Annotated in this window: 20 protein-coding genes; 4 read left to right on the plus strand and 16 right to left on the minus strand. The window is 67.8% G+C overall.

The window, feature by feature from the left end; genetic code table 11:
* The first annotated feature begins 226 nt into the window (after positions 1-226).
* Entirely contained in the window at positions 227-1465 is a 1239-nt protein-coding gene (locus WT53_RS03080; protein WP_034207081.1) for an MFS transporter, read from the plus strand.
* A gap of 69 nt (positions 1466-1534) precedes the next feature.
* Here the strand turns inward: WT53_RS03080 and WT53_RS03085 are convergent, their stop codons facing one another.
* Together WT53_RS03085 and WT53_RS03090 are read right to left on the minus strand one after the other, a co-directional pair.
* Positions 1535-2329, minus strand: a complete 795-nt coding sequence (locus WT53_RS03085; protein WP_373557166.1) for a 5'-methylthioadenosine/adenosylhomocysteine nucleosidase — start codon at positions 2327-2329, stop codon at positions 1535-1537.
* Positions 2329-4692 (minus strand): UvrD-helicase domain-containing protein, encoded by a 2364-nt coding sequence (locus tag WT53_RS03090; protein ID WP_034207079.1) that lies wholly within the window; start codon positions 4690-4692, stop codon positions 2329-2331. Before WT53_RS03090 ends, WT53_RS03085 begins: the two co-directional genes overlap by 1 nt.
* 224 nt (positions 4693-4916) lie before the next feature.
* Here WT53_RS03090 and WT53_RS03095 point away from each other — a divergent pair, with 224 nt between their 5' ends.
* Both WT53_RS03095 and galU read left to right on the plus strand, forming a co-directional pair.
* Positions 4917-7784 (plus strand): valine--tRNA ligase, encoded by a 2868-nt coding sequence (locus WT53_RS03095; protein ID WP_034207078.1) that lies wholly within the window; start codon positions 4917-4919, stop codon positions 7782-7784.
* An 87-nt stretch (positions 7785-7871) separates the two neighbouring features.
* Positions 7872-8756, plus strand: a complete 885-nt coding sequence (gene galU / locus WT53_RS03100; RefSeq protein ID WP_034207077.1) for a UTP--glucose-1-phosphate uridylyltransferase GalU — start codon at positions 7872-7874, stop codon at positions 8754-8756.
* A gap of 51 nt (positions 8757-8807) precedes the next feature.
* Here the strand turns inward: galU and WT53_RS03105 are convergent, their stop codons facing one another.
* The 7 genes from WT53_RS03105 to WT53_RS03135 form a co-directional block, all read right to left on the minus strand.
* The gene (locus WT53_RS03105) at positions 8808-9422 is read right to left on the minus strand and encodes a DUF4136 domain-containing protein (RefSeq protein WP_034207076.1); all 615 of its coding nucleotides are present in this window, start codon (positions 9420-9422) and stop codon (positions 8808-8810) included.
* 37 nt (positions 9423-9459) lie between these two features.
* A complete protein-coding gene (locus WT53_RS03110) occupies positions 9460-11847 on the minus strand; it encodes a CHASE2 domain-containing protein (protein WP_059826413.1) in 2388 nt (795 codons plus the stop codon).
* Between the two features lie 10 nt (positions 11848-11857).
* The gene (locus tag WT53_RS03115; RefSeq protein WP_034207075.1) at positions 11858-13237 is read right to left on the minus strand and encodes a FecR domain-containing protein; all 1380 of its coding nucleotides are present in this window, start codon (positions 13235-13237) and stop codon (positions 11858-11860) included.
* Positions 13234-13938, minus strand: a complete 705-nt coding sequence (locus WT53_RS03120; protein ID WP_006490421.1) for a response regulator transcription factor — start codon at positions 13936-13938, stop codon at positions 13234-13236. The genes WT53_RS03115 and WT53_RS03120 overlap by 4 nt, the downstream gene beginning before the upstream one ends.
* Before the next feature lie 266 nt (positions 13939-14204).
* Positions 14205-14624, minus strand: coding sequence for a hypothetical protein (locus tag WT53_RS03125; RefSeq protein WP_034207074.1), 420 nt, complete (start codon positions 14622-14624; stop codon positions 14205-14207).
* 286 nt (positions 14625-14910) lie between these two features.
* The gene (locus WT53_RS03130) at positions 14911-15138 is read right to left on the minus strand and encodes a sulfurtransferase TusA family protein (protein ID WP_006402122.1); all 228 of its coding nucleotides are present in this window, start codon (positions 15136-15138) and stop codon (positions 14911-14913) included.
* A 116-nt stretch (positions 15139-15254) separates the two neighbouring features.
* Positions 15255-16190 (minus strand): LysR family transcriptional regulator, encoded by a 936-nt coding sequence (locus tag WT53_RS03135; RefSeq protein ID WP_034207073.1) that lies wholly within the window; start codon positions 16188-16190, stop codon positions 15255-15257.
* A gap of 117 nt (positions 16191-16307) precedes the next feature.
* Here WT53_RS03135 and WT53_RS03140 point away from each other — a divergent pair, with 117 nt between their 5' ends.
* The gene (locus tag WT53_RS03140) at positions 16308-17828 is read left to right on the plus strand and encodes a CoA-acylating methylmalonate-semialdehyde dehydrogenase (protein WP_034207072.1); all 1521 of its coding nucleotides are present in this window, start codon (positions 16308-16310) and stop codon (positions 17826-17828) included.
* Between the two features lie 57 nt (positions 17829-17885).
* Here WT53_RS03140 and WT53_RS03145 read toward each other — a convergent pair whose 3' ends face one another.
* The 7 genes from WT53_RS03145 to WT53_RS03175 form a co-directional block, all read right to left on the minus strand.
* The gene (locus tag WT53_RS03145) at positions 17886-18770 is read right to left on the minus strand and encodes a MurR/RpiR family transcriptional regulator (protein ID WP_034207071.1); all 885 of its coding nucleotides are present in this window, start codon (positions 18768-18770) and stop codon (positions 17886-17888) included.
* Between the two features lie 284 nt (positions 18771-19054).
* Positions 19055-20227 carry a Gfo/Idh/MocA family protein gene (locus WT53_RS03150; RefSeq protein ID WP_059780245.1) on the minus strand — a complete coding sequence of 391 codons (1173 nt, stop codon included), beginning with the start codon at positions 20225-20227 and terminating at the stop codon, positions 19055-19057.
* A 65-nt stretch (positions 20228-20292) separates the two neighbouring features.
* A complete protein-coding gene (locus WT53_RS03155) occupies positions 20293-21219 on the minus strand; it encodes a TIM barrel protein (RefSeq protein WP_060258455.1) in 927 nt (308 codons plus the stop codon).
* A gap of 77 nt (positions 21220-21296) precedes the next feature.
* Positions 21297-22310: a Gfo/Idh/MocA family protein gene (locus WT53_RS03160; protein WP_060258458.1), complete on the minus strand. Its 1014-nt coding sequence runs from the start codon at positions 22308-22310 to the stop codon at positions 21297-21299.
* A 75-nt stretch (positions 22311-22385) separates the two neighbouring features.
* Positions 22386-23300, minus strand: coding sequence for a sugar phosphate isomerase/epimerase family protein (locus tag WT53_RS03165; RefSeq protein ID WP_059826428.1), 915 nt, complete (start codon positions 23298-23300; stop codon positions 22386-22388).
* Between the two features lie 44 nt (positions 23301-23344).
* Positions 23345-24370 carry an ABC transporter permease gene (locus WT53_RS03170; RefSeq protein WP_034207066.1) on the minus strand — a complete coding sequence of 342 codons (1026 nt, stop codon included), beginning with the start codon at positions 24368-24370 and terminating at the stop codon, positions 23345-23347.
* Positions 24371-24397: 27 nt separating this feature from the next.
* Complete coding sequence (locus WT53_RS03175) at positions 24398-25981, minus strand: sugar ABC transporter ATP-binding protein (RefSeq protein WP_059837184.1); 1584 nt, start codon at positions 25979-25981, stop codon at positions 24398-24400.
* Between the last annotated feature and the right edge of the window lie 58 nt (positions 25982-26039).

The raw sequence follows: 26039 nt of genomic DNA on the forward strand, positions 1-26039 counted from the left end.
ACCACCCGGCCCCGGCGCGCCGCCGCTGACGGGCCGACACGCCGCCAGCGTTATACCCGTTCAAAAAAGTACGCGCCGGCCGATCCGTCACACGAATGTCCGATTCACGACAAAACTTGGCCTGACATTCTCGATACGCCACATTACACTTCTTTGACGCAGCAACGATCCAGAACGCGCCGATCCCCAACAGAGCGCGCCAGCCACCTCAACTCGTTCAGCCCTCATGGAAACCAGCCTCGACTCCGGCTCCGCCGGCACAGCCGCCGCCCAGCCGTCCGCCCCGCCCGTCGCCCGCACCGTCTATCCGGTGCTCGGCGCGATCAGCTTCTCGCACATGCTCAACGACATGATCCAGTCGTTGATCCTCGCGATCTATCCGATGCTCAAGAGCCAGTTCGCGCTGTCGTTCGCGCAGATCGGCCTGATCACGCTCACCTACCAGATCACCGCGTCGCTGCTGCAGCCGCTCGTCGGCCTCTATACCGACAAGCGTCCGAAGCCGTATTCGCTGCCGGTCGGCATGGGCTTCACGCTCGCAGGCTTGCTGCTGATGTCGGCGGCGTCGAATTTCCCGATGCTGCTGGTGGCCGCCGCGCTCGTCGGCTGCGGCTCGTCGGTGTTCCACCCCGAATCGTCGCGGGTCGCGCGGATGGCGTCGGGCGGCCAGCACGGGCTCGCGCAGTCGGTGTTCCAGGTGGGCGGCAATGCAGGCTCGGCGCTCGGGCCGCTGCTCGCCGCGCTCGTGATCATTCCGCACGGCCAGCACAGCATCGCGTGGTTCTCGGCGGCCGCGCTCGTCGCGATGATCGTGCTCACGCAGATCGGCCACTGGTACAAGAAGCATCCGTCGATGAAGAAGAAGGCTGCGTCGGCCGGCCACCCGACGCTGTCGCGCGGCCGCGTGATGGGCGCGATCGGCGTGCTGGTGCTGCTCGTGTTCTCGAAGTACTTCTACCTCGCGAGCATCAACAGCTATTTCACGTTCTATCTGATCGACAAGTTCCACCTGTCGGTGCAGGCCGCGCAGATCCACCTGTTCGTGTTCCTCGCGGCGGTGGCGGCCGGCACGCTGATCGGCGGGCCCGTCGGCGACCGGGTCGGCCGCAAGTACGTGATCTGGGTGTCGATCCTCGGCGTCGCGCCGTTCACGATGCTGCTGCCGTACGCGAACCTGTTCTGGACGAGCGTGCTGACCGTGATCATCGGCGTCGTGCTGGCGTCGGCGTTCGCCGCGATCCTCGTCTATGCGACGGAGCTGATGCCCGGCAAGGTCGGGATGGTCGCGGGCCTGTTCTTCGGCTTCGCATTCGGCCTGGGCGGCGTCGGCGCGGCCGTGCTCGGCCAGCTCGCGGACGCGACGAGCATCCCGTTCGTCTACAAGGTGTGCTCGTTCCTGCCGCTGATCGGCGTGCTGACGGTGTTCCTGCCTAACCTCGAAAGCAGCCGGCGCAAGAAGGCCTGACGAACGACCGGCCGCGGCGTGCAAGCCGCGGCCGGTCGAATGGTACGAACGGAAGATTCGACGGCGGCTTCAGGCCGCCGTCGTCGCATGCAGCGTCAGGAAACGCTCGAGGATGCCGGACGAATAGCTGCTTGCGATCGCCGACAGGAAGTGCGAGAACGACTGCGTCGCGTGGTCGTCGGCCGTGTCGGAGATCGTGCGCACGAGCGCGAACGGCACGTCGTGTTCCGCGCATACCTGCGCGATCGCCGCGCCTTCCATCTCGACCGCGAGCGCGTCCGGCAGCGCGTCGCGCAGCGCGACGACTTCCCGCTCGCTCGACACGAAGCGGTCGCCGCTGATGATCAACCCGCCGTGCAGCGTCGCGCCGGCCAGCCCGAAGCGCTCGGCGAACTGCGCGCCCTCTTCTTCGACGAACAGCGCGCATGCGGCCTTCAGGCGGGCCGTCAGCGCCGCGTCGGTCGCGAAGCGCGTGATGCCGAGCAGCGGCACCTCGTAGCGCGGAAACAGCGGCGACGCGTCGAGATCGTGCTGCAGCAGCGTATCGGCCACGACGACGTCGCCGACCCGCACCGTGCGCGACACGCCGCCCGCGACGCCGGTGAACACGACGCCCGACACGCCGAACACGTGGATCAGCGCGCTGACCGTCGCGGCGGCCGCGACCTTGCCGACGCGCGCGAGCGTGACGACGCAGGCCGCACCGTGCACGGTGCCGACGTGATAATCGCGGCGGCCGAGCGTGACCGTCTTCATCGCGCCGTCGGCGCGCATCGCGGCGATCAGGTCGCCGAGTTCCTCGGGCAGCGCGGCCAGAATGCCGAGCGGCCGGGCGGCAGGCGTAACGGCCATGTCGACGTCCATCATTCCACCGCCTGCAGTTTCGCGACCGCGAGCGCGAGCCATTTCTCGCCGTGGCGCTTGAACTTCACCTGCGCCTTCGCATCGGTGCCGTTGCCTTCGAGCGCGGTGACCGTGCCTTCGCCGAATTTCGTATGGAATACCTGCTGGCCGACCCGGAAGCCGGCGTCGGCCGCGCGCTGCTTGTCCGCGAACGCCGGCAGCGGCGCGGACACGGCCGCATCGACGATCTGCTCGCGACTGCCGCCGCCCGGCCGCGCGAACCAGTCGCGCCCGTAACCGGCATTGTCCGACCGACCGCCCCAACGCGACCCGGCCTCGACCTTCGGCGTCAACCACTTCAGCACGTGCTCCGGCAGTTCGTCGAAGAAGCGCGAGCGCACGTTGTAGCGGGTCTGGCCGTGCAGCATCCGGCTTTGCGCGAACGACAGGTAGAGCCGCTCCTTCGCGCGCGTGATCGCGACGTACATCAGCCGGCGCTCTTCCTCGAGGCCGTCCGATTCGAGCACGCTGTTCTCGTGCGGGAACAGCCCCTCCTCGAGCCCCGTGATGAACACGGCCGAGAACTCGAGCCCCTTCGCCGCGTGCACCGTCATCAGTTGCACGGCGTCCTGGCCGGCCTGCGCCTGGTTGTCGCCGGCCTCCAGCGACGCGTGCGACAGGAAGCCCGCGAGCGGCGTCATCGTGTCGGGATTCTGCGCGGGGTCGGCGGGCGAAGCCGGATCGAGCACGTCGAGCGCCGGATCGTCCGTCGCGGCGCTCAACTCGGGCGCCGCGATCGCGCCCGCGCGCAGCGGGATCGAGCGGGCCGGCGTGTCGAGCCCGTAGCCTTCCTCGGCGATGAACGCGGTGGCCGCGTTCACGAGTTCCTGCAGGTTCTCGAGGCGATCCTGGCCTTCGCGCTCGCCCTGGTAGAAATCGGCGAGGCCGCTCGCGCGCACGATGTGCTCGACGGTGTCGGGCAGGTTCATGTGCTGCGTGTCGGCGCGCATCTTCGCGATCAGGTTCGCGAACCCGCCGAGGCTCGTGCCGGCCTTGCCGGTCACGTACGGAATCGCGGCGGCCATCGAGCAGCCGTACAGGCGTGCTGCGTCGGCCAGTTGCTCGACCGAGCGCGCGCCGATCCCGCGGGTCGGAAAATTGACGACGCGCGCGAATGCCGTGTCGTCGTTCGGGTTGTCGATCAGGCGCAGGTAGGCGAGCGCGTGCTTCACTTCCTGCCGCTCGAAAAAGCGCAGGCCGCCGTACACGCGGTACGGAATGCCCGACGACATCAGCGTGTGCTCGATCGAGCGCGACTGCGCGTTGCTGCGGTACAGGACGGCCACTTCGCTGCGCGCCATCCCGGTGTTGATCAGCGAACGGATCTCCTCGACGATCCAGCCGGCCTCCTGCGAATCGGTGCTGGCTTCGTACACGCGCACGGGCTCGCCGTGGCCGGCATCGGTGCGCAAATTCTTGCCGAGGCGGTGCGCGTTGTTCGAGATCAGCTGGTTCGCCGCGTCGAGGATGTTGCCGTGCGACCGGTAGTTCTGCTCGAGCTTGATCAGGTTGCGCACGCGGAATTCGTCTTCGAAGTCGCGCATGTTGCCGACGTTCGCGCCGCGGAATGCGTAGATCGACTGATCGTCGTCGCCGACCGCGAAGATCGCGTTCTCGCCGCCGGCGAGCATCTTGAGCCACGCGTACTGCAGCTTGTTGGTGTCCTGGAACTCGTCGACGAGGATGTGCCGGAAGCGCGCCTGATAGTGCGCGCGCAACGGCGCGTTGTACGCGAGCAACTCGTAGCAGCGCAGCAGCAGTTCGGGGAAATCGACGACGCCTTCGCGCTGGCACTGCTGGTCGTACGCCTGGTACAGCTCGACGAACTTGCGGTTGAAGTTGTCGGTCGCGTCGACCTTGTCCGGGCGCAGCCCCTGCTCCTTCGCGTTGTTGATGAAGTACTGGACGTTCTTCGGCGGGTACTTTTCGTCGTCGACGTTCGCCGCCTTCATCAGCCGCTTGATCGCGGACAGCTGGTCGGCCGTGTCGAGGATCTGGAAGGTCTGCGGCAGGCCGGCATCGCGCCAGTGCGTGCGCAGCATCCGGTTGCACAGGCCGTGGAACGTGCCGATCCACATCCCGCGCGTGTCGATCGGCATCATCGCCGACAGGCGCGCCATCATCTCGCGCGCGGCCTTGTTCGTGAAGGTGACGGCGAGCACGGTAGGCGGCGACGCATAGCCCTGCTGGATCAGCCAGGCGATGCGCGTGATCAGCACGCGGGTCTTGCCGCTGCCCGCCCCTGCGAGGATCAGCGCCGGTTCGTTCGGCAACGTGACGGCGGCGAGTTGTTCGGGGTTCAGATTGGCGAGCAGATCGGGCATGGAGCGGCAGCTGACGGGCGAGAAAAATGCGGACCCGTCATTATAAGTCGGCCGCGCGATACCGTTTCCGATCCGTTCGGCCGCCCGTCGCACGCGCAGTGCGGGCACGTTGCGGCCGCGCCCCGACCGGCCCGCGCCGGCTGCGCGATGGCTGGCCGATGGGCATCCATTTATAATTGTCAGATTCGGCATCCAATTCACGCATTTTTCGGCAGATTTCCAACATGAGCGACAACACGCTTGCGAAGAGCTTCGAGCCCCATACCATCGAGTCCCAATGGGGGCCGGAGTGGGAAAAACGCGGCTATGCCGCACCGGCATTCGATCCGTCCCGCCCCGATTTCGCGATCCAGTTGCCGCCGCCGAACGTGACGGGCACGCTGCACATGGGCCACGCGTTCAACCAGACGATCATGGACGGCCTCGCGCGCTATCACCGGATGCTCGGCGAGAACACGCTGTGGGTGCCCGGCACCGACCACGCGGGCATCGCCACCCAGATCGTCGTCGAACGCCAGCTCGACGCGCAGGGCGTGTCGCGCCACGACCTCGGCCGCGAGAAGTTCGTCGAGCGCGTGTGGGAATGGAAACAGAAATCCGGTTCGACGATCACCGGCCAGGTCCGCCGCCTCGGCGCGTCGACCGACTGGTCGCGCGAATATTTCACGATGGACGACAAGATGTCGGCCGCCGTGCGCGACGTGTTCGTCACGCTCTACGAACAGGGCCTGATCTACCGCGGCAAGCGCCTCGTCAACTGGGATCCGGTGCTGCTCACCGCGGTGTCGGATCTCGAAGTCGCGAGCGAAGAGGAAAACGGCCACCTGTGGCACATCCGCTACCCGCTCGTCGACGGGTCGGGCTCGCTCACGGTCGCCACCACGCGCCCCGAGACGATGCTCGGCGACGTCGCCGTGATGGTGCACCCGGAAGACGAGCGCTACGCGCACCTGATCGGCAAGCGCGTGACGCTGCCGCTGACGGGCCGCGAGATCCCGGTGATCGCCGACGACTACGTCGATCGCGAGTTCGGCACCGGCGTCGTGAAGGTCACGCCCGCGCACGATTTCAACGACTACCAGGTCGGCCTGCGCCATAATCTCGCGCCGATCGAGATCCTGACGCTCGACGCGAAGATCAACGACAACGGCCCCGAGCAGTATCGCGGCCTCGACCGCTTCGACGCGCGCAAGGCAATCGTGGCCGACCTCGACGCGCAGGGCTTCCTCGACTCCGTGAAGCCGCACAAGCTGATGGTGCCGCGCGGCGACCGCACGGGCGTCGTGATCGAGCCGATGCTGACCGACCAGTGGTTCGTCGCGATGACGAAGCCGGCGCCGGAAGGCACGTTCAATCCGGGCAAGTCGATCACCGAGACGTCGCTCGACGTGGTGCGCGACGGCCGGATCAAGTTCGTGCCGGAGAACTGGACGACCACCTACTACCAGTGGCTCGAGAACATCCAGGACTGGTGCATTTCCCGCCAGCTGTGGTGGGGCCACCAGATTCCGGCGTGGTACGGCGAGAACGGCGAGGTGTTCGTCGCGCGCAACGAGGAAGACGCGCGCGCGCAGGCCGCCGCGAAAGGCTACACGGGCGCGCTCAAGCGCGACGAGGACGTGCTCGACACGTGGTTCTCGTCGGCGCTCGTGCCGTTCTCGTCGCTCGGCTGGCCGAACGAAACGCCCGAACTGCAGCACTTCCTGCCGTCGTCGGTGCTCGTCACCGGCTTCGACATCATCTTCTTCTGGGTCGCCCGGATGGTGATGATGACCACGCACTTCACGGGCAAGGTGCCGTTCCATACCGTCTACGTGCACGGCCTCGTGCGCGACGCGGAAGGCCAGAAGATGTCGAAGAGCAAGGGCAACACGCTCGACCCGATCGACATCGTCGACGGCATCGACCTCGAAACGCTGGTCGCGAAGCGCACGACCGGCCTGATGAACCCGAAGCAGGCGGCGACGATCGAGAAGAAGACGCGCAAGGAATTCCCGGACGGCATCCCCGCGTTCGGCACCGACGCGCTGCGCTTCACGATGGCGTCGATGGCGACGCTCGGCCGTAACGTGAACTTCGACCTCGCGCGCTGCGAAGGCTATCGCAACTTCTGCAACAAGCTGTGGAACGCGACGCGCTTCGTGCTGATGAACTGCGAAGGCCACGACTGCGGCAACGACAAGCCGGAAGTGTGCGGCGCGGGCGACTGCGGCCCCGGCGGCTACCTCGACTTCTCGGCGGCCGACCGCTGGATCGTGTCGCTGCTGCAGCGCACCGAAGCCGACATCGCGAAGGGTTTCGCCGATTACCGCTTCGACAACATCGCGACCAGCATCTACAAGTTCGTGTGGGACGAGTACTGCGACTGGTATCTCGAACTCGCGAAGGTCCAGATCCAGAACGGCACGCCGGAACAGCAGCGCGCGACGCGCCGCACGCTGCTGCGCGTGCTGGAAACGGTGCTGCGCCTCGCGCACCCGATCATCCCGTTCATCACCGAGGCGCTCTGGCAGAAGGTCGCGCCGCTCGCCGGCCGCTATCCGCAAGGCAAGGCCGAGGGCGTTGCGTCGCTGATGACGCAGGCGTATCCGGTCGCGAACCTGCAGAAGATCGACGAGGCGTCCGAGCAGTGGGCGGCCGACCTGAAGGCGATCGTCGACGCATGCCGCAACCTGCGCGGCGAGATGAACCTGTCGCCGGCCACCAAGGTGCCGCTGCTGGCGGCCGGCGACGCCGAGCGCCTGCGCTCGTTCGCGCCGTACGTGCAGGCGCTCGCGCGCCTGTCGGACGTGCAGATCCTCGCGGACGAAGCGGCGCTCGACCAGCAAGCGCACGGCGCGCCGATCGCGATCGTCGGCCCGAACAAGCTGGTGCTGAAGGTGGAAATCGACGTCGCGGCCGAACGCGAGCGCCTGTCGAAGGAAATCACGCGCCTGACGGGCGAGATCGCGAAATGCAACGCGAAGCTCGGCAACGAGGCTTTCGTCGCGAAAGCGCCGCCGGCCGTGGTCGAACAGGAGCAGAAACGCGTCGCGGAATTCCAGAGCACGCTCGAAAAACTGCGCGCGCAACTCGATCGGTTGCCTGCGTAACAAACGGTAAGGTCGTTTGCGTTCACTATAATGCGAACGTGAACATAGACCGTCTGACAAGTCGATTACAGGAATAAAGGTTCGATCATGTTGAAAGTCACCAAGGCGGTATTCCCCGTTGCCGGTCTCGGCACGCGGTTCCTGCCGGCAACGAAGGCGAGCCCGAAGGAAATGCTGCCGGTCGTCGACAAGCCGCTGATCCAGTACGCGGTCGAGGAAGCGATCGCCGCGGGCATCACCGAGATGATCTTCGTGACCGGGCGCAGCAAGCGCGCGATCGAGGATCACTTCGACAAATCGTACGAAGTCGAGGCCGAACTCGAGGCGCGCGGCAAGGAAAAGCTGCTCGAACTCGTGCGCAGCATCAAGCCGAGCCATGTCGACTGCTTCTACGTGCGCCAGCCGGAAGCGCTCGGCCTCGGCCACGCGGTGCTGTGCGCGGAAAAGCTCGTCGCCGACAATCCGTTCGCGGTGATCCTCGCCGACGACCTGCTCGACGGCAATCCGCCGGTGATGAAGCAGATGGTCGACGTGTTCGACCACTATCACAGCTCGGTGATCGGCGTCGAAGAGATCCCGCCGTCGGAGACGAAGTCGTACGGGATCGTCGACGGCAAGGAATGGGAAGAGTCGATCGTCAAGATGTCGGCGATCGTCGAGAAGCCGGCGCCGGAAGTCGCGCCGTCGAACCTCGGCGTGGTCGGCCGCTACATCCTGAAGCCGCGGATCTTCGAGCACCTGCGCGCGCTGAAGCCCGGCGCGGGCGGCGAACTGCAGCTCACCGACGCGATCCAGGCACTGCTCGCCGACGAACAGGTGCTGGCCTACAAGTACCAGGGCACGCGCTACGACTGCGGCAGCAAGCTCGGCTACCTGAAGGCGACGGTCGAATTCGCGCTGCGCCACCCGGAAGTCGGTGCGGAATTCGATACGTACCTGCGCACGCGCGACGGCGCCCAACCCGCCGTCTGAACGCGGCAAGGGCGCGCCCCGACGGGTGCGCCCTCACCTCCCGGCCACCGCTCAGCGCGCGTCGGCCGGCTTCACCGAGACGACGCCCGGCATCCCGCCCGCGTCGTCTTTTTTCGTCTTGACCAGCCAGCCGCCGCCGTCGCCGAACGGCAGCTTCGCCAGCGCGCTCCTGACGAGCGCCGGTGCGGCCTGCTGCGTGCCCGGATCGCGGTCGCGCAGCGACGCCGACACGCGATAGACGTCGGCGCCCGATTGCGCATCGACGAAACGCAGCGTCAGCACGTGACGGTATACCTTGCCCGCGAACGGCAGCGCGAACGGCGCCGGCCCGTCGACCGTCACGCATGCGCTGCTGGCCGCACCGCACCGGTCGGCGCTCGTCGCGACCGTCGCCGGCTGCGTCGCATACGCGATCGACAGCCGGTAACGCGCGTCCTTGAGCGGCTGCGCATCGAAGCCGCGGCGCGCGAGTTCGTCGCGTACGAGCGACTCGATCCGCCGGTAGTCGGCGTCGTCCCGCTGCGCGGCCGTCCGCACGAAATCGTAGCCGTGCGCGCCGGATGCAAATGCATTCGGCTGCCCGACCGCACTCACGCCGCTCGTCACGCCGGCGCAACCCGTCAACAGCGACGCCGCCAGCGCGGTCGCTGCCCATTGCTTTCTCATGGCTTTCCCCAAATGCCTGCCGCCGCGCCCGGCCCTGTCAGGCGGACGGCTCGTCGATCGCGGGCAGCGACACCGTCACCGCGGTGCCGACACCCACTTCGCTGTCGACCGACACGCTGCCCCCATGGCGCGTGACGACCGTCTTCACGAACGCCATGCCGAGCCCGGAACCCGGGATGTCGGGCCGCTCGCCGGCATGGAATCGCTTGAAACGCTCGAACAGATGCCGCTGATCTTCCGGCGCAATGCCGTACCCCTGATCGCGAATCGTACAGAACATCCGCTTCGATGCGTGCTCGACCGTCAGCGTACACGTGATCACCGTGTCGGACGGACTGTATTTGACCGCATTGTTCAACAGGTTCACGAACGCGCGCGTGATCAACGAGCGATCCGCGCGCACCCAGCACATGTCGGCGCCCACGTCGGACTCGATGCGAATGTGCTTCGCCTGCGCCTGCGGCCACACTTCGTCGCTCGCATCGATCAGCACGTCGACGAGGCTCGTCACCTCGAGCTGGTACGCCTGCGACTCGGCGCGCGCCAGTTGCACGAACTCGTCGGCGAGCGACAGCGCGCGGTGCGCATAGCGCTCGATCCGCGCGAGCAGGCTGCGCATCGCGTCGCTCTCGACGCGATCGCGCTCGATCTCGACCAGCGCCAGGATCGACGACTGCGGCGAACGCATGTCGTGCGACAGCAGGTGCAGCGCCTCCTCGCGATGCCGCTCGGCCGCATGCAGGTCGGTCACGTCGACGAGGCCGGCGATCCAGCCCGTCACGCGCCCTTGCGCGTTCGTGCATGCCGCGTAGCGTAGCAGATGGTCGAGCCCGTCGCGATCGCGCACCTCGATGCCGCGCGCCATCGCGTCGTGCTCGGCCTCGAGCGTCGGGTCGAGCGCGGCCGGCCAGCGCTCGCGGATCGCCGCGTCGTGCTCGGCGTTGCCGTCGACGGTCTTCATGAACGTCAGCTCGCCGAGCGCGGTGCGCAGCGGCCGCCCTTCCGGCAACGGCAGCGCGAGCCGCGACCCGTAGCGTTTGGCCGCGTGGTTCGCGATCAGCACGGTGCCGGCGAGGTCGGTCACGAAGATCGGCTCGGGCATGCTGTCGAGGCTGTCCCACACGAAGCGCTTCATGTCCTGCACGCGCTGCGCGGCCTGCGCCATCAGCGCCATCTGCCGCTCGAGCACGTCGCCGCCGACGCTGCGCGTGCGCGGCGCCTCGGGCAACAGGTGCGGCTCGTCGGCGAGCCGCTGCAGCTCGCGGCGCAGGTACGACATCGTCATTTCCAGCCGCCGCCAGTTCCAGATCGGGTAGACGGCGATCAGCCCGAAGATCGCGGGCGCCGGCGTCAGCCAGATGCGCGCCTCGAACAGCAGCGTCATGCTCGCGATCACGGCCAGCGCGGCAAGGCTCAGCGTCAGCAGCAGCGCGCGCCACGGCGACAGCATCAGGAAGCCGCCCAGCAACACGGCGAGCGGCAGCAGCGACGCGACGAACAATCCCGTGCGCGACGCGGGCGAGATCGCGCTGCCGGTCGCCAGCATGTCGAGCACGTTCGCATGGATATACACGCCGGCCAGCGGGCCGAACTCGCCGGACACCGGTGTCGCGAAGCGATCGTACAGCCCCGACGCCGTCACGCCGACGACGACGATCTTGCCGCGCAGCGCGTCGGGCTTCACGCGCCCTTCGAGCACGTCGTCGAACGACAGCGTCGGATACGCGGGCGTGTTGCGGCTGAACGGAATCAGGTAGCGGCCGTCGCCGGCCGCATCGCGCGACAGGTCGTGCGCGTTCGCGCCGGGCACGCCGCCGACCGGGTGCAGCCGACCGGCCTGGATCGCGCGGTAGACGGGCACCATCAGTTGCGGCCAGCGCACGCGGCCGTCGCTTTCGAACAGCGCGACGCTGCGCACGATGCCGTCGCGATCGACTTCGAGATTGATATGACCGAGCCCCGTCGCGCGCGCGGCGAGCGCGGCGACCGGCGGATCGACCGATCGCGTGCCGTCCGGCTGCTCGGGGCTCAGCAGCACCGGCAGGAAGGTCGGCACGCGGCTCATCGCGTCCGCGAACGTGCGATCCTCGGACGACGGCTCGGTAAACAGCACGTCGTAGACGACGGCGGCCGGCTGCGCGCGCGCGAGCGTGTCGAGCAACCGCGCATGCACGTCGCGCGGCCACGGCCAGCGGCCGAGCGCGGACACGCTCTGGTTGTCGATGTCGACCACCACCACGTCGGGCGACAGCGGCAGGCTGCGCAGCATCAGCAGCCGGTCGTAGATCAATCCGTCGACGCTCGACGACAGGCGGCCGAGCGCGCACGCGAGGATCACCGCGATCCCGAGGCAGCCGATCGCGATCCACTCGATCAGAAAGCGGCGGCCGAGGCGCCGCCGCGGGGAAACGGAGTCGGGTTTCATGCGCCGCGGGTCAGCGCGACAACGTGAACGCGCTGACCGGACTGGTCTTCTCGTAGAACTTGCCGCCTTCGAATTCCTCGACGGTCACGGCCCAGAAGTAGTCGCCCGCCGGCAGGTGCGCGACGGTGATCTGGCGCGCGTGCAGGCCGACCTGGTCGACGACCGGCGCGCTCAGGTCCTTCGAACGCGACAGCACGAACCGGTAACGCGCATTCTTGCCCGACCCGTTCGGCGACCAGCGGAACTCGTAACCGCCCGCGCCCTGCGACGCGCTCGCGTCGAGCCCCATCACGCGGCGTTCGAACGCGTAGGTGCGCGGCTGCCCCTCGAGGCCGTTCGCATCGATCGCGGCGATCCGCACGAAGTAATTCCCGTTCGGCACGTCGCGGAACACCGCGTGCGGGGAATCGATACGCGTTTCGCGGAACAGGTCGAGCAGCCCCGCGTCGTGCGCGAGCTGCACGCGATACGCATGCGCCTGCGCGAGCGGCGTGAGGTCGAATGCGACGTCGGGCTCGTCCTGCACCTTGTCGGGATGCGCGAGCGTGGGCGCGCCCAGCAGTTCGACGGGCGCGCCGACCGCGCCGGACGACGTCGCGACGCTGCCGAAGTTCGCATGCACGAGCGTCGCGCCGGCCGGCTGCCGGCCGCCCGCGACGCCGACGGTGCCGTCGAGCACTTCGACGCGGGTCGCCGCGGTGCCGGCCGCGTCGTAGTTCACGCGAAAGCGCGTGCCGCGCACGCCGGCGACGACCGACGGCGAGCGGATCTGGAAGCGATCGTCGCGTTTCTTCAGGTGGGTGACTTCGCTGTCGACCGAGCCGCGCGTGAGTTCGAACTCGCGATCGAGCGTGCCGGTCAGCACCGTGCGGCGCAGCGACTTCAGCTCGAGCTGGCTGTCGGGCGGCAAGCTCATGTGCGTGCCGTCGGCCAGCTCGATCGTCACGAAGCCGTTCGGGCCGGTGCGCACGCGATCGCCCTCGGCGAGCGTCGCATCGTTCGCGAGCGGCGCGAACGGGGTGCCGGACGTGGCGCCGGACGCGCGCTCGGCCGTGCCCTGCACCGCGATCACGCGGGCGGTGAGCTTTTCCTTGCGCAGCCGCGCGACCGGCAGCTTCAGCGCGACGCCGGGCTGCAGGCGCTTCGGCGCCGGCACGCCGTTGATCTGCTGGAGCAGTTGCCAGTCGTCCGCGCCTTGCAGGTAGCGTGTGGCGACGTCGTACAGCGTGTCGCCCGCCTGCGTGCGATAGACGACCGTCTTGCCCGCGGCGGCGGGCGGCTGCGCCGCGGCCTGCTGCGCGGCGAACGCGAACGCGAACGCGACCGCGCAGGCCGCGCGCAGTGCCGCCGTGCGCAGGCTCGCCGTACGCTGCGTGATTCGCGCGGTCACTCCGGTTCCCCCTGGCCGACCCGTTCGAGACGGTAGCCGTACCCGTAGATCGGCGCGAGACGGTAACCGTTCTCGGGCCGCAGGCCGAGCTTCGTGCGCAGCATCGAAATATGCGTATCCATCGTGCGCGACGGAATGTCGGTCGCCTGCTTCCACACGAGGTCGAGAATGTGCGCGCGCGACAGCGGCCGATCGAGATGCTGGAACAGCAGCAGCGCGAGCTCGAATTCCTTTTGCGTGAGGCTCACGGCCTTGTCGCCGACGTACGCCTGCTTCAGGTTCACGTCGAAACGGAACTGATCGAATTCGCGGACGGTCGCCTCGGCGTTGACCGGATACGCGCGGCGCAGCAGCGAGCCGATGCGCGCGCGCAGGATCGGCCCAGACACGGGCTTGACCACGTAATCGTCGGCGCCGGCGTTGAGGATCTGCGTGATCCCCGCCTCGTCGTCGCGGCTCGTCATGAAGATGATCGGCAGGCTGTGCTCGGTCTGGTTGGCGCGCACCCATTTGAGCACTTCCTCGCCGGACATGTCGGGCACGTTCCAGTCGAGCACCAGCAGGTCGAACGTCTCGCGCTGCAGGCGCTTCTTCAGGGCCTTGCCTTCCTTGAACGCATAGCACGTGTGGCCGACGGCCGTCAGCGTTTGACTGACGAAATCCGTCTGGGCCGGATCGTCATCCAGTACAGCAATTCTCATAGCACCCCGCAAATCGAAATCGATCCGTCCATTCGGCTCCCGCGCCTGCCCCGGCCGCGCAGCCTGCGCGCGGCGCCGGATACCGGCCGGCGAGCCGTCGTTCGCCGCTCGCGCCTCCTGCGCAAACCGGCGACCCCGGGCAAATATCTCAAAAACGGGGCACGGACGAACCGGCGATTTCATCATAGTAGTATGAAATTCGCCAAGAAATTGCGCGGACTATCGCCCTTTCTTCGAATAATCCTTTCTGCTGCGCAACCGGACGTCTATTCGGCGCCCGCGATGCCGGCCACCGGCTCGGCAAAATCGTCTGTCGGCACGCGCGGCGACGGCCGTTGCGCGAGCATCCGCTGCAACTGGTCGCGCACGCGCTCCCATGCGCCGGCCGCATAGTCGGGCTGGCCTGCCGCCCATGCCTGCGCCAGATCGAACACGCGTTCGATCGTCGCACCGCAGTAGGTCGGGCCCGCGCCGTCGTCGCGCGCGGCATCGCGCAGCCGTTCGTCGAGCCACTCGGCCAGCCACGGCATCTCGGCCGCGGCCGAATCCGCGTAGGCTTCCAGCGCGGCACGCGCGTGGCGGTCCTGTTGCGGATCGAGCTCGATCCGGTTCAATTCCGAGGTGCGCACGGGCGCAATGCTTTCCGCTCCGGACGGACTTCGAAGGGTCCCTGGTCTGAAGGACATGTCCTCTCCCCGTTGTACGACGGTAGCGTCAGGCATGGCCCCCGAGCCCGCCGTGCGACGTACCGTGGCCGGCGCCTCCGCTGGGAGCGGACGACCGGCCGCGTCAGTATACGCAGCCGGTCACGCAACGAGGTTTAAGAATTGTCAGAGAGGCGCGGAACCGGCCGGCCAAGGGCGGCCGGCCAGGTGCGGCGGGCTAAGCGGGCCGGCTAGCGGGTCGGCAAAGCGCGGTCAGCCAGGCGCGCCGGCCGGGAGCCTGGCGCGGCGGGACGTCCGATGCGCGCCTTCAGCGGCGACGCATCAGGAACACGAAGGTCTTGTCCTGGGTCGTCGATTCGACGATCTCGTTGCCCGTCTGCTTCGCGAACGCGGCGAAATCGCGCTGCGAGCCCGGATCGGTCGCGAGCACCTTGAGGATCTGCCCGCTTTCCATATCGGCAAGCGCTTTCTTGGCACGCAGGATCGGCAACGGGCAATTGAGCCCGCGCGCGTCCACTTCCTTGTGAATCTGCATCGGCTGTCGACCTTCGAATGACGCGCCCACACGGCGCGGATGGAAGCCGCGATTTTACCGCAGCGCCGCCGCGCCTGCCCGGCCCGCCCACGGCCCGGCGCCCGCCGCCGCCCGGCTCACGCGCCGGAGAAGCCGCCCGCGAGCCGCTCGCGCAGGTGCCGCACGAGCGCGCGCACCGCGCTCGGCACGACCGGGCTGTACGGGCGGATCGCGAAAATGTGGTCGCCGAACGCGCCCGACGGCCGCCAGCCGTCGAGCAGCGCGACGAGCCGGCCGGCGTCGAGATCGCGTCGCGCGCTGAAATCGGGCAGCAGCGCGATGCCGAGCCCGCCGAGCGCGGCCTCGCGCATCGCCTCGCTGTTGTTCGCCGCGAAACTGCCGCGCACCGGCACGCTCACGCGCTGGCGCCGGCGGCCGTCCGGCTCGAAGCTCCACGCGGCCGGCTCGTGCTCGCGCAGGTAGCACAGACAGCTGTGATCGACGAGTTCGCTCGGGTGGCGCGGCTCGCCGCGCGTGTCGAGATAGTCGCGGCTCGCGACCAGCAGCGAACGCGTGTCGCACAGCTTCCACGCGACATGGGTCTGCGGCGCGGTGGTCGTATGGCGGATCGCGAGATCGAAGCCCTCCTGCGTCAGCGAATGCAGGCGGTCGGACAGGTCGAGCTCGATCTGTACGCCCGGATGCTGGCGCAGAAAATCGGGCAGGTGCGGCACGATCTGCTGGCGCCCGAACGCGACCGGCACCGTCAGGCGGAGCAGCCCGCGCGGCTCGCCGGCGAGATCCTTCACGCGCGCGAAATGCTGGCCGATCGACTCGAACGCGTCGCGCGTGCTGTCGACGAGCGTCTGGCCCGCATCGGTGAGCCGCACGCTGCGCGTGGTGCGCCGCACGAGCGGCACGCCGGCCGCCTTTTCGAGATCGGCGATGCGCTGGCTCATCGCGGCCTTGCTGATGCCGAGCCGCTGCGCGGCAGCCGTGAAACTGCCCGCCGCGGACAGCACCGTCAGCGAATGGATATGCGGCCAGAGCGCCTGGACATTTTGCTGATTCATCCGCCGATTATTCAGAATTCTGAACAGTGAATCAAGCTGCGCGGCCTTCTCCCGCCCCGCCGCTTTGCCTAGACTAGGTTCCGTCCACCCTCCCATTCCCCTCCGCAGGAGACACGCATGACCACGGTTCCCGCCTATACGTCCGACGCCGACGTCGGCCACTACATCGACGGCGCGCCCGTCGCCGGCCGCAGCGGCCGTTTCCAGGACGTCTTCAATCCGGCGCTCGGCCGCGCGGTGCGCCGCGTCGCGCTCGCGGGCGATGACGAAGTCGAGCGCGCCGTCGCGTCCGCCCGTGCGGCGTTCCCGGCCTGGGCCGACACGCCGCCGATCCGCCGCGCGCGCGTGCTGCACCGCTTCCTGCAACTGATGAACGAGCACCGCGACACACTCGCGGCGATCATCACGGCCGAGCACGGCAAGGTGTTCTCGGACGCGCAGGGCGAAGTCGCGCGCGGCATCGACATCATCGAATTCGCGTGCGGCGTGCCGCAACTGCTGAAGGGCGACTTCACCGACCAGGTCAGCACCGGCATCGACAACTGGACGATGCGCCAGCCGCTCGGCGTCGTCGCGGGCATCACGCCGTTCAACTTCCCGTGCATGGTGCCGTGCTGGATGTTCCCGGTCGCGCTCGCGACGGGCAACACGTTCGTGCTGAAGCCGAGCGAGCGCGACCCGTCGGCCGCGCTGTTCATCGCCGACCTGCTCACGCAGGCCGGCCTGCCGGCCGGCGTGTTCAACGTCGTCCAGGGCGACAAGGGCGCAGTCGATGCCCTCCTCGACCACCCGGACGTGCAAGCCGTGAGCTTCGTCGGCTCGACACCGATCGCAGCCTACGTGCAGCAGCGCGCGGTGCAGTCGGGCAAGCGCGTGCAGGCGCTCGGCGGCGCGAAGAACCACCTCGTCGTGATGCCCGACGCGAACATCGAGCAGGCCGTCGACGCGCTGATCGGCGCCGCATACGGCTCCGCGGGCGAGCGCTGCATGGCGATCAGCATCGCGGTGCTGGTCGGCGACGTGGCCGACAAGATCGTGCCGGCGGTCGCCGAGCGCGCACGCAAGCTGGTGATCGGCGACGGGATGTCGCCGGAAGTCGAGATGGGGCCGATCGTCACCGGCGACGCGCTCAAGCGCATCGAAGGCTATATCGAGCAGGGCGTGAACGAAGGCGCGCAACTGGTGGTCGACGGCCGCGGGCTGCGCGTGCCGGGCCGCGAAGCCGGCTTCTTCACCGGCGGTACGCTGTTCGACCGCGTGACGCCCGACATGCGCATCTACAAGGAAGAGATCTTCGGGCCGGTGCTCGGCTGCGTGCGCGTGAAGGACTTCGGCGAAGCGGTCGACCTGATCAACGCGCACGAGTTCGGCAACGGCGTGTCGTGCTTCACGAGCGACGGCGGCATCGCGCGAGAATTCGCGCGGCGCATCCAGGTCGGCATGGTCGGCATCAACGTGCCGATCCCGGTGCCGATGGCGTGGCACGGCTTCGGCGGCTGGAAGAAGAGCCTGTTCGGCGACATGCACGCATACGGCGAGGAAGGCGTGCGCTTCTACACGCGTCAGAAGTCGGTGATGCAGCGCTGGTCGTCGAGCATCGGCAAGGGCGCCGAATTCGCGATGCCGACCGCGAAGTAAGCCGCCCGGTGCGCCGTCCGCCGATCCGTTCGGCGGGCGGCGCACCGGCAGTCGCGATCAACCGGCTTTCGTGCCGTGCGCGCCGTCGGCGGTCGGCATATAGGACAACTCGAGCCGGTACGCGAGCGCGACGAACAGACTCTGCGCGAGGCCCATCGTGGCGGTCAGCGCACGAAAGCCGAACGTCGCGCTGTCCTGCACCATCAGCGTCACTTCCGCCTCCCGCGCGAGCGGGCTCATCCGGCTGTCGGTGATCGCGATCAGCCGCGCGCCGCGCTGCGCGGCCTGCTGCGCGACCTGCACGGTCTCGTCCGCATACGGCATGAACGAGATGGCGATCATCACGTCGCCGTCGCGCACCGACCGGATCTGGCCGAGATGCATGCTGCCGAGCGCGCTGAACAGGCCGATCCGCTTGTCGGTATGCTGCAGCGCATAGTCGAGATACACGGCGATCGGAAACGCGCGCCGCGACCCGGCGATCCAGATCGCCTGCGTATCGGCGAGCAAATCCACGGCCTGCGCGAGCGCCTGCGAATCGAGCGTCTGCCGCAACTGCTGCATCCCGGCAATGCTGCCCTTGATGAATTCGTCGGCGATCTGTTCGGGCTGCAGGCTCGACGAGCCGGCTTCGATCACGTCGCGCAGCCGCAGGTTGTACGCACGCCCCGGCGCGATCTGCTGCGCGAGCCCCTCGCGGAACAGCCGCTGCATCTCGGAGAACCCGGAGAAGCCGAAGTGCTTCGCGAAGCGCACGACGGCCGACGGCTGGACGCCGCATGCCTCCGCGAGCGACTGGATGCCTTCCAGCCCAAGCTGGTCCCGATGCGTTTCCACGTGACGCGCAATCACCTTCAGGCGATTGCTGAGACCGTCGTACTCCTGCGTCAGATGCTGCAGGAACTGCTCGACGGTGGCGGGAGGTTTCTCGGATGAACTCATCGGATAGCGCGAAGTTGACGGCCCCGATGCGCGTGCGATGCTGGCGGACGCGGCCCGGGGCTCGGCTGGATACATGCATGAAGGGCGAATTTAATCACGTTTGCGGCACGGCCCGCGCCGCCTGCTCGCTCCCACGCGCTCGATCATCGCTTGCATACGCTCCACGGCAAGACTGGAAACGATTGTCCAACGCCCTCGCGGCGTCGTAAAGATCAGGGTGTCTACCAAGCCGGCCGGCGCGACCACACGCGACGGCCCGCGGCGGCGCCGGCCTGCCCCCTCGTTCAACGATAGTCGACCCACACGCCGCCCGCATCGGCGGACCGCACGCAGTTCTCGACCCACCGCACGCCTTCGACGCCCGCATGGACGTCCGGAAAGCGGATCTGCTTCAACGTCTGCGCGTCGCCGCGATCGGCCGCGTCCATCGCGAGCGCGAAGCGTGCGTACAGGTTCGACCACGCTTCGAACAGCCCTTCCGGATGCCCGGCGCCGATGCGGTCTTCGCGCGTCGCGTTCGGGTGCAGGTACGGCATCCCGCGATCGAGCACCTGCGCGGGCTGCCCCTGGATCTCGTAGCGCAACTGGTTCGGATGTTCGTCCCACCATTCGACGCTCGCCTTCGAGCCGATCACGCGCACCTTCTGCCCGTGCATCGAGCCGGCGTTCACCGCGCTCGACCACACGTAGCCGATCGCACCCGTGTCGTATTCCATGATCGTGAACGCGTTGTCCTCGAGCGGTGCGCGGCTCTTCACGAAGCTCTGCCGCGAACACATCAGCCGTTTGATCTTCAGGTCCGGCGCCATTACTTCGGAGATGTACAGCGGGTGCGTGCCGATATCGCCGAGCACGTAGCTCGGCCCCGCGAACTTCGGGTCGACGCGCCAGCGTGCGGCGGCGCTCGCGGCTTCGACGCCGTCGCTGTGGAAGCCGTGCGCGAACTGCATCTGCACGATGCGGATCTCGCCGAGATCGCCGCGCGCAATCATTTCGCGCGCCTGCTCGATCATCTGGTGTCCGGAATAGCCGTACGCGACGCCGACGATGCGGTTCTTCTCGACCGACAGCCGCTGCAGCGCCTCGGCCTCCTCGGTCGTGAAGCACAGCGGCTTCTCGCATACGACGTGCAGCCCCGCGTTCAGCGCCGCGCGGCAAATCTCGAAGTGCGTGTTGTTCGGCGTCGCGATCGACACCGCGCGGATGCCGTCGGCACGCTTCGCCTCGGCGTCGAACATCGTCCGGTAGTCGGGATAGCAGCGGTCCGCGGCGACGCCGAGCTTCACGCCGAACTGCCGCCCGCGCTCGGCATCGATGTCGAACGCGCCGGCAACGAGCTGGAAACTGCCGTCGCGCAACGCGGCCGACCGGTGGCTGTAGCCGATCTGGCTGCCGAGGCCGCCGCCGACCATGCCCCAGCGAATCGAATGTCCGAGCAGAATCTGTCCGTCGATCATGATTGTCGTGTTCCTGTCCGTGTTCAGTGTTCAGAGTGTGTGCAAAGGGTCGGGCCGACGGCCGATCACGCGAACCCGGCCGATGCGAGAAACGCGCGGCTCGCCGCGACGTCGCGCAGGCTCGTGCCGGCATTGCGCGGATCGCGCTCCTGTTCGATCGTGATATAGCCCGCATAGCCGATATCGTCGAGCGCGCGGCGAATCGCGCGATAGTCGAGCACGCCGTTGCCGATCGGGCACATCACGCCGCGCGCGCACGCCGCGAAGAATGCGATGTGCTCGCGCATCACCGCGTCGTACACGGTGGCGTCGATATCCTTGAAATGCACGTAGTCGAGCCGCGCCGCGTGGCGGCGCAGCCAGGTCTCGGGATCCATCCCCGAGTAGTACAGGTGGCCCGTGTCGAGACAGAGGCCCGCCGTCTCGGCCGCGACGTCGGCGACGATCCGGTCGATCTCGTCCGCGAACTCGATGTAGCCGCCCGCATGAGGATGGATCACCGCGCGCACGCCGAATTCGTCGCGCGCGAGCGTCGCGATCTGCCGGATATGGTCCACCATCCGCGCCCAGCGCTCGTCGGACAGCCGCGGCGCGCGATCGCCGTGACCGGCCGCATAGTCACGCTCCTCGTGGCCCCAGTCCATCACGACCAGGTACGGCGCCGCGTAGCGCTGGCCGTCCTGCGTCGGCAGCTTCGGCAGCCGCGTGATCAGCGCGCAGATGTCGCGCGTCTGGCGCAGCAGGTTCGGCAGGTTCTCCGGCGACACCAGGTCGTCGAAGATCGTGCCGGCGGTGATGCTCAGGCGCTGCCGTTCGAGCTCCGCGCTCACCACGTCGAACTCGAGCGGGATATAGCCGTACGGGCCGAGCTCGATGCCCGAATAGCCGGCCTGTGCGGCTTCGGCGAGCACGTGCCGCCACGGCGGCAGGTGCGGATTCTTCACGTCGTCGACGCCCCAGCAGCACGGCGCGCAGCCAATCTTCATCGTCATGTCGGTCAGTCCATCAGGAAAGCGGCGCGCGGCCTCGAGCGTGGCCGCGTGGCACGATGTCAACGTGTCCGGCCTGTTCAGCCGCGATAGAACGCCGGGCGTTCGGCCATCGCGATCGACTCGACCGCCCCGCTCTGCTGCGCGCGCACGCACGCATCGGCCGCGACCGCCGCCGCATAGCCGTCCCACGCGGACGGGCCGGTCAGCGCGCCCTGCCGCACGCCGTCGACGAACGCCTGCAGCTCGACGTCGTACGACGCGATGAAGCGCGCCTTCCAGTCGGTCATGATCTCGACCGACTGCCGCGCCGCATGCTTGAGCCCGACCGCGGGCGGATCGGGCAGCTTCGCGATGCCGTTCTCGCCGACCACCTCGCACTGGATGTCGTAGCCGTACTGGCAGTTCACGAAGATCTCGACGTCGATGCGCACGCCGCTCGCGGTTTCGAGCAGCACGATCTGCGGATCGGCGAGATGCGCACTCGCATGGCGCGTCTTCTTCGGGTAGACGACCTGCGCGCTCGTGTAGTCCTCGCCGAGCAGCCAGCGCAGCACGTCGAGCTCGTGGATCAGCGTGTCGGTGATCGCCATGTCGGTCGTATAGCGCTCGCCGACCGACTGGTTGCGATGCGCGCAATGCAGCATCAGCGGCGCGCCGATCTCGCCGCTGTCGATCACGCGCTTGAGCGCACGATAGCCTTCGTCGTACGGACGCATGAAGCCGACCTGCACGAGCCGCTTGCCGTGCGCGATCTCGGCCTCGACGATGCGCATGCAGCCGTCGGCAGTCACCGCGAGCGGCTTCTCGCAGAACACCGGCTTGCCGTGCGCGATCGCGTCGAGCACGAACGCTTCGTGCGTCGGCCCCCACGACGTGACGAGCACGGCCTGCACGTCGGCGGCCGCGACCACGTCGTGGCCGTCGCCGTAGATTTCCGCGTCGAGCCCGTACTTCGTCACCGCATCGCGCGCCTGCTGCGGGTCGATGTCGTTGACGGCCACCACGCGTGCGCCGGACAGCGTACGCGTCAGCCTGCGGATATGGTCCTGGCCGATCGCGCCGCAGCCGATCACACCGATTTGCAACGTCATTCGAATATCTCCAGTCGTTCGTTCATCAACGGCGCGGCCCGTGCCGCGCCGGTCAGCAAGGGTGCCCAAAACGGCTCAGCGCGCGGCCGCCCGCTCGAAATGGCGTTCGACGTAGCGCTGGATCGTGTCGCGCATGTAGCGCGACGACGCTTCCGCGCGGTCCTCCCACGCGAACACGCACGACGACATCACGCCATCGAAGCCGGCCGCGCCGAGCGCGCCGAAAAACACGTCCCAGTCGATCTCGCCCTGCCCGATGTCGAGATGCTGGTGCACGCGGATCTGGTTCGAGCCCGGCGGGTTCACGATGTAGCGCAACTGACTGCTCTTGCGGTGGTCGAACGTGTCGGCCACGCGCACGTGCGCGAGAATCGGCGCGGCGGCCGCGATCATCGCGGCCATGTCGTCGCCGTAGTAGAACGTGTGCGGCGCGATGTACGACAGCTTCAGCGACGGCGAGCCGATGTTCGTGACGATGTCGATCGCCGGCTGCAACTGCTCGATCCAGTCTTCCGGATGCGGCTCGACCGACAGCACGATGCGTTCGCGCTCGAGGATCGGTAGCAGCGCGTCCATCGAGCGAAACCACGCGGCTTCGCACAGCTCCTTCGGGTTCGCGCCCGGCCGCTCGCCGACCGAACGCTCCGGCGACGCGCCGCGCCCGAACTCGGACACCATCAGCGGGCACTCCATCTCCACTGCGACCTCGATCGCCTTCTGCCAGCAGCGCACGGCCCATTGCCGCTCGTCCTCGAACGGGCTCGCCCAGCGGTACATCGGCTGCAGCGACGCGAGACCGACGCCGCTCGCGCGCATCGCCTGTCGGAACGCGGCCATGCGCTCGCGCGTCGCGCGCGGCATCACCCACCAGTCGAGAAAGTCGCTGCGTGGCGACAGCTCGATCTGGTCGTAGCCGAGCTCGGCGACCGCATGCGGCAGCCGGTCGAGCGGCAGGTGGCGAATCATGTAGGGATCCAGAGCGATCTTCATCTTCTTCCCGGAAGGTTGCGTGGTGTCGGCCGCGTCGGAATCGGTCAGCGGCGCGACTTCTTGTTGCGGTACTGGTCGGCGATCACGGCCGCGACGATGATCGCGCCCTTCACCATCTCCTGGTAATACGCGTCGATCCGGATGAACGTGAAGCCCGACGTCATCACGCCGAGGATCAGCACGCCGATCACGGTGCCCGTCACGCGCCCGAGGCCGCCCGACAGCGACGTGCCGCCGATCACGACGGCCGCGATCGCATCGAGCTCGTACATCACGCCCATGCCGGACTGGCCGGAGATCGCGCGCGCGGCCGTCACGGTACCGGCGATCCCGCTCAGGAGGCCCGCGATCGCATAGACGAAGATCAGGTGGCGCGTCACGTTGATGCCCGATACGACGGCCGCGTGGCGGTTCGCGCCGATCGCATAGGTGTATTTGCCGAAGCGCGTGTAGCGCAGCACGACGTGGAAGATCGCGGCGATCACGAGAAAGACGATCACCGGGTTCGCGCCCGCGCCGATCGCCGCGAACGAGTCGGTCAGCATCGACACCGGCATCCCGTTGGTGAACCACTTCGCGAAGCCGCGCGCGGCGACCATCGTGCCGAGCGTCGCGATGAACGGCGGGATGCCCGTCATCGCGATCAGCGTGCCGTTCAGCAGGCCGACCAGCAGCCCGACGCACACGCCGGCCAGCACCGGCCAGATCACCGGCAGATCGGTGAGATGCGGAAACACCGCGCGCGGGAAGTCGGACACCTGCGCGAGGCTCGCCGACACGACGGCGGCCGCCGCGACCACCGACCCCGACGAGAGATCGATCCCGCTGGTGATGATCACGAGGTTCACGCCGACCGCGATGATGCCGATCACGGCCATCTGCAGCACGATGATTTCGAGCCGCTCGGCATTGAACAGAAAGCTCTGGCCGACGACGATCCAGCCGAGAATCTCGAAGAACAGGCTGATGCCGACCAGCACGAGGAAGATGCTCAGTTCGGGCGGCCACTTCGTATGCCGCGACTTGAGTGTCATGGTCTGCGCATCCGCGACCGGGTTCAGGTTGCCCATTTCAGTTGTCTCCAATCTTATTTCGGCTCAGCGCGACGCGAGATCCATGATGCGAACCTGGTCGGCGTCCTTGCGATCGACGATGCCGGTCATGCGCCCTTCGTGCATCACCATCACGCGATCGCTCATCCCCAGCACTTCCGGCATTTCCGACGAGATCATCAGCACCGCGACGCCCTTGCCGGCCAGCGCGCTGACGAGCCGGTGAATCTCGGCCTTCGCGCCGACGTCGATGCCGCGCGTCGGTTCGTCGAGGATCAGGATGCGCGGCTGCGTGAGCAGCCAGCGGCCGATCAGCACCTTCTGCTGGTTGCCGCCCGACAGGTTCTGGATTTCCTCGTGCAGGCCGGGCGACTTCACGCGCAGCATCCGGCTCATTTCCTCGCAGTCGCGCTTCAACTGCGCCTGCTGCACGAAATTGAACTTCACGTAGCGGCGGCTGAGCACCGCCGCTTCCATGTTCGCGAGCAGGTCGAGATTCAGGAAGCAGCCGGAGTCCTTGCGGTCCTCGGTGAGGAACGCCATCCCGTGCTTCATCGCCTGCGCGGGCGTCGAAATACGCACCGGCTTGCCGTCGATGCGGATCTCGCCCGACGTGGCCGGCACGACGCCGAACAGCGCCTCCGCGACGTTCGAGCGCCCCGAGCCGACGAGGCCCGCGACGCCGAGGATCTCGCCCGCGCGCAGCTCGAAGCTGACGTCGCGAAACACGCCGTCGACGCAGAGATCCTTCACCGACAGCACGACGTCGCCGATCGGCACCGCTTCCTTCGGAAACATCTGCGTGATCTCGCGCCCGACCATCATGCGGATGATGTCGTCGCGCGTGACGTCGCTCGACGCATGTGTGCCGATGTACTTGCCGTCGCGGAACACCGAGAACTCGTCGGCGATCTCGAACAGCTCGTTCATCTTGTGCGTGATGTAGACGATGCCCTTGCCCTGCTCGCGCAGCTGGCGAATGATCCGGAACAGGTGCGCGACTTCCTTTTCGGTCAGCGCGGAGGTCGGCTCGTCCATGATCAGCACGTCCGAGTCGAACGACACGGCCTTCGCGATCTCGACCATCTGGCGGCTCGCGACCGACAGCGTGCGCACGTCGGTTTCCGGATCGATGTCGATCGACAGCCGCTCGAACAGCGCGGCCGTGCGGCGGCGCAGCTCGGCGTGATCGATCAGGCCGAAGCGGTTCTTCGGTTCGCGGCGGATCCAGATGTTCTCCGCGACCGTCATGTACGGCATCAGGTTGAGCTCCTGATGGATCATCGCGATGCCGCGGTCGAGCGCATCGAGCGGGCCGTTCAGCACGACCGGTTCGCCGTTGATCAGGATTTCGCCCTGGTCGGGCGTATAGACGCCGGCGATGATCTTCATCAGCGTGGATTTTCCGGCACCGTTCTCGCCCATCAGCGCATGAACGGTGCCGCGGCGCACGCGGAACTGCACGCCGTCGAGCGCGACGACGCCGGGAAAGGACTTGCCGACGCCGCGCACCTCGAGCACGCAGTCGGCCGTGGAAGGAGGCGGCGAGCCGGACGAGCCGGCCGCCCCGGACGAAGCGGCCGGCGCGTCGCCGCCGGCCATCGGGCGCGCGATCCTGGCTGTAAACATGGACGTTCCTCGACAAGTCGCGCGCGAACCCGGCCGTGCCGGGCCCGCGCAGTTCAAC

Source organism: Burkholderia sp. MSMB2157WGS, from assembly GCF_001532755.1.
Taxonomy (GTDB): Bacteria; Pseudomonadota; Gammaproteobacteria; order Burkholderiales; family Burkholderiaceae; genus Burkholderia.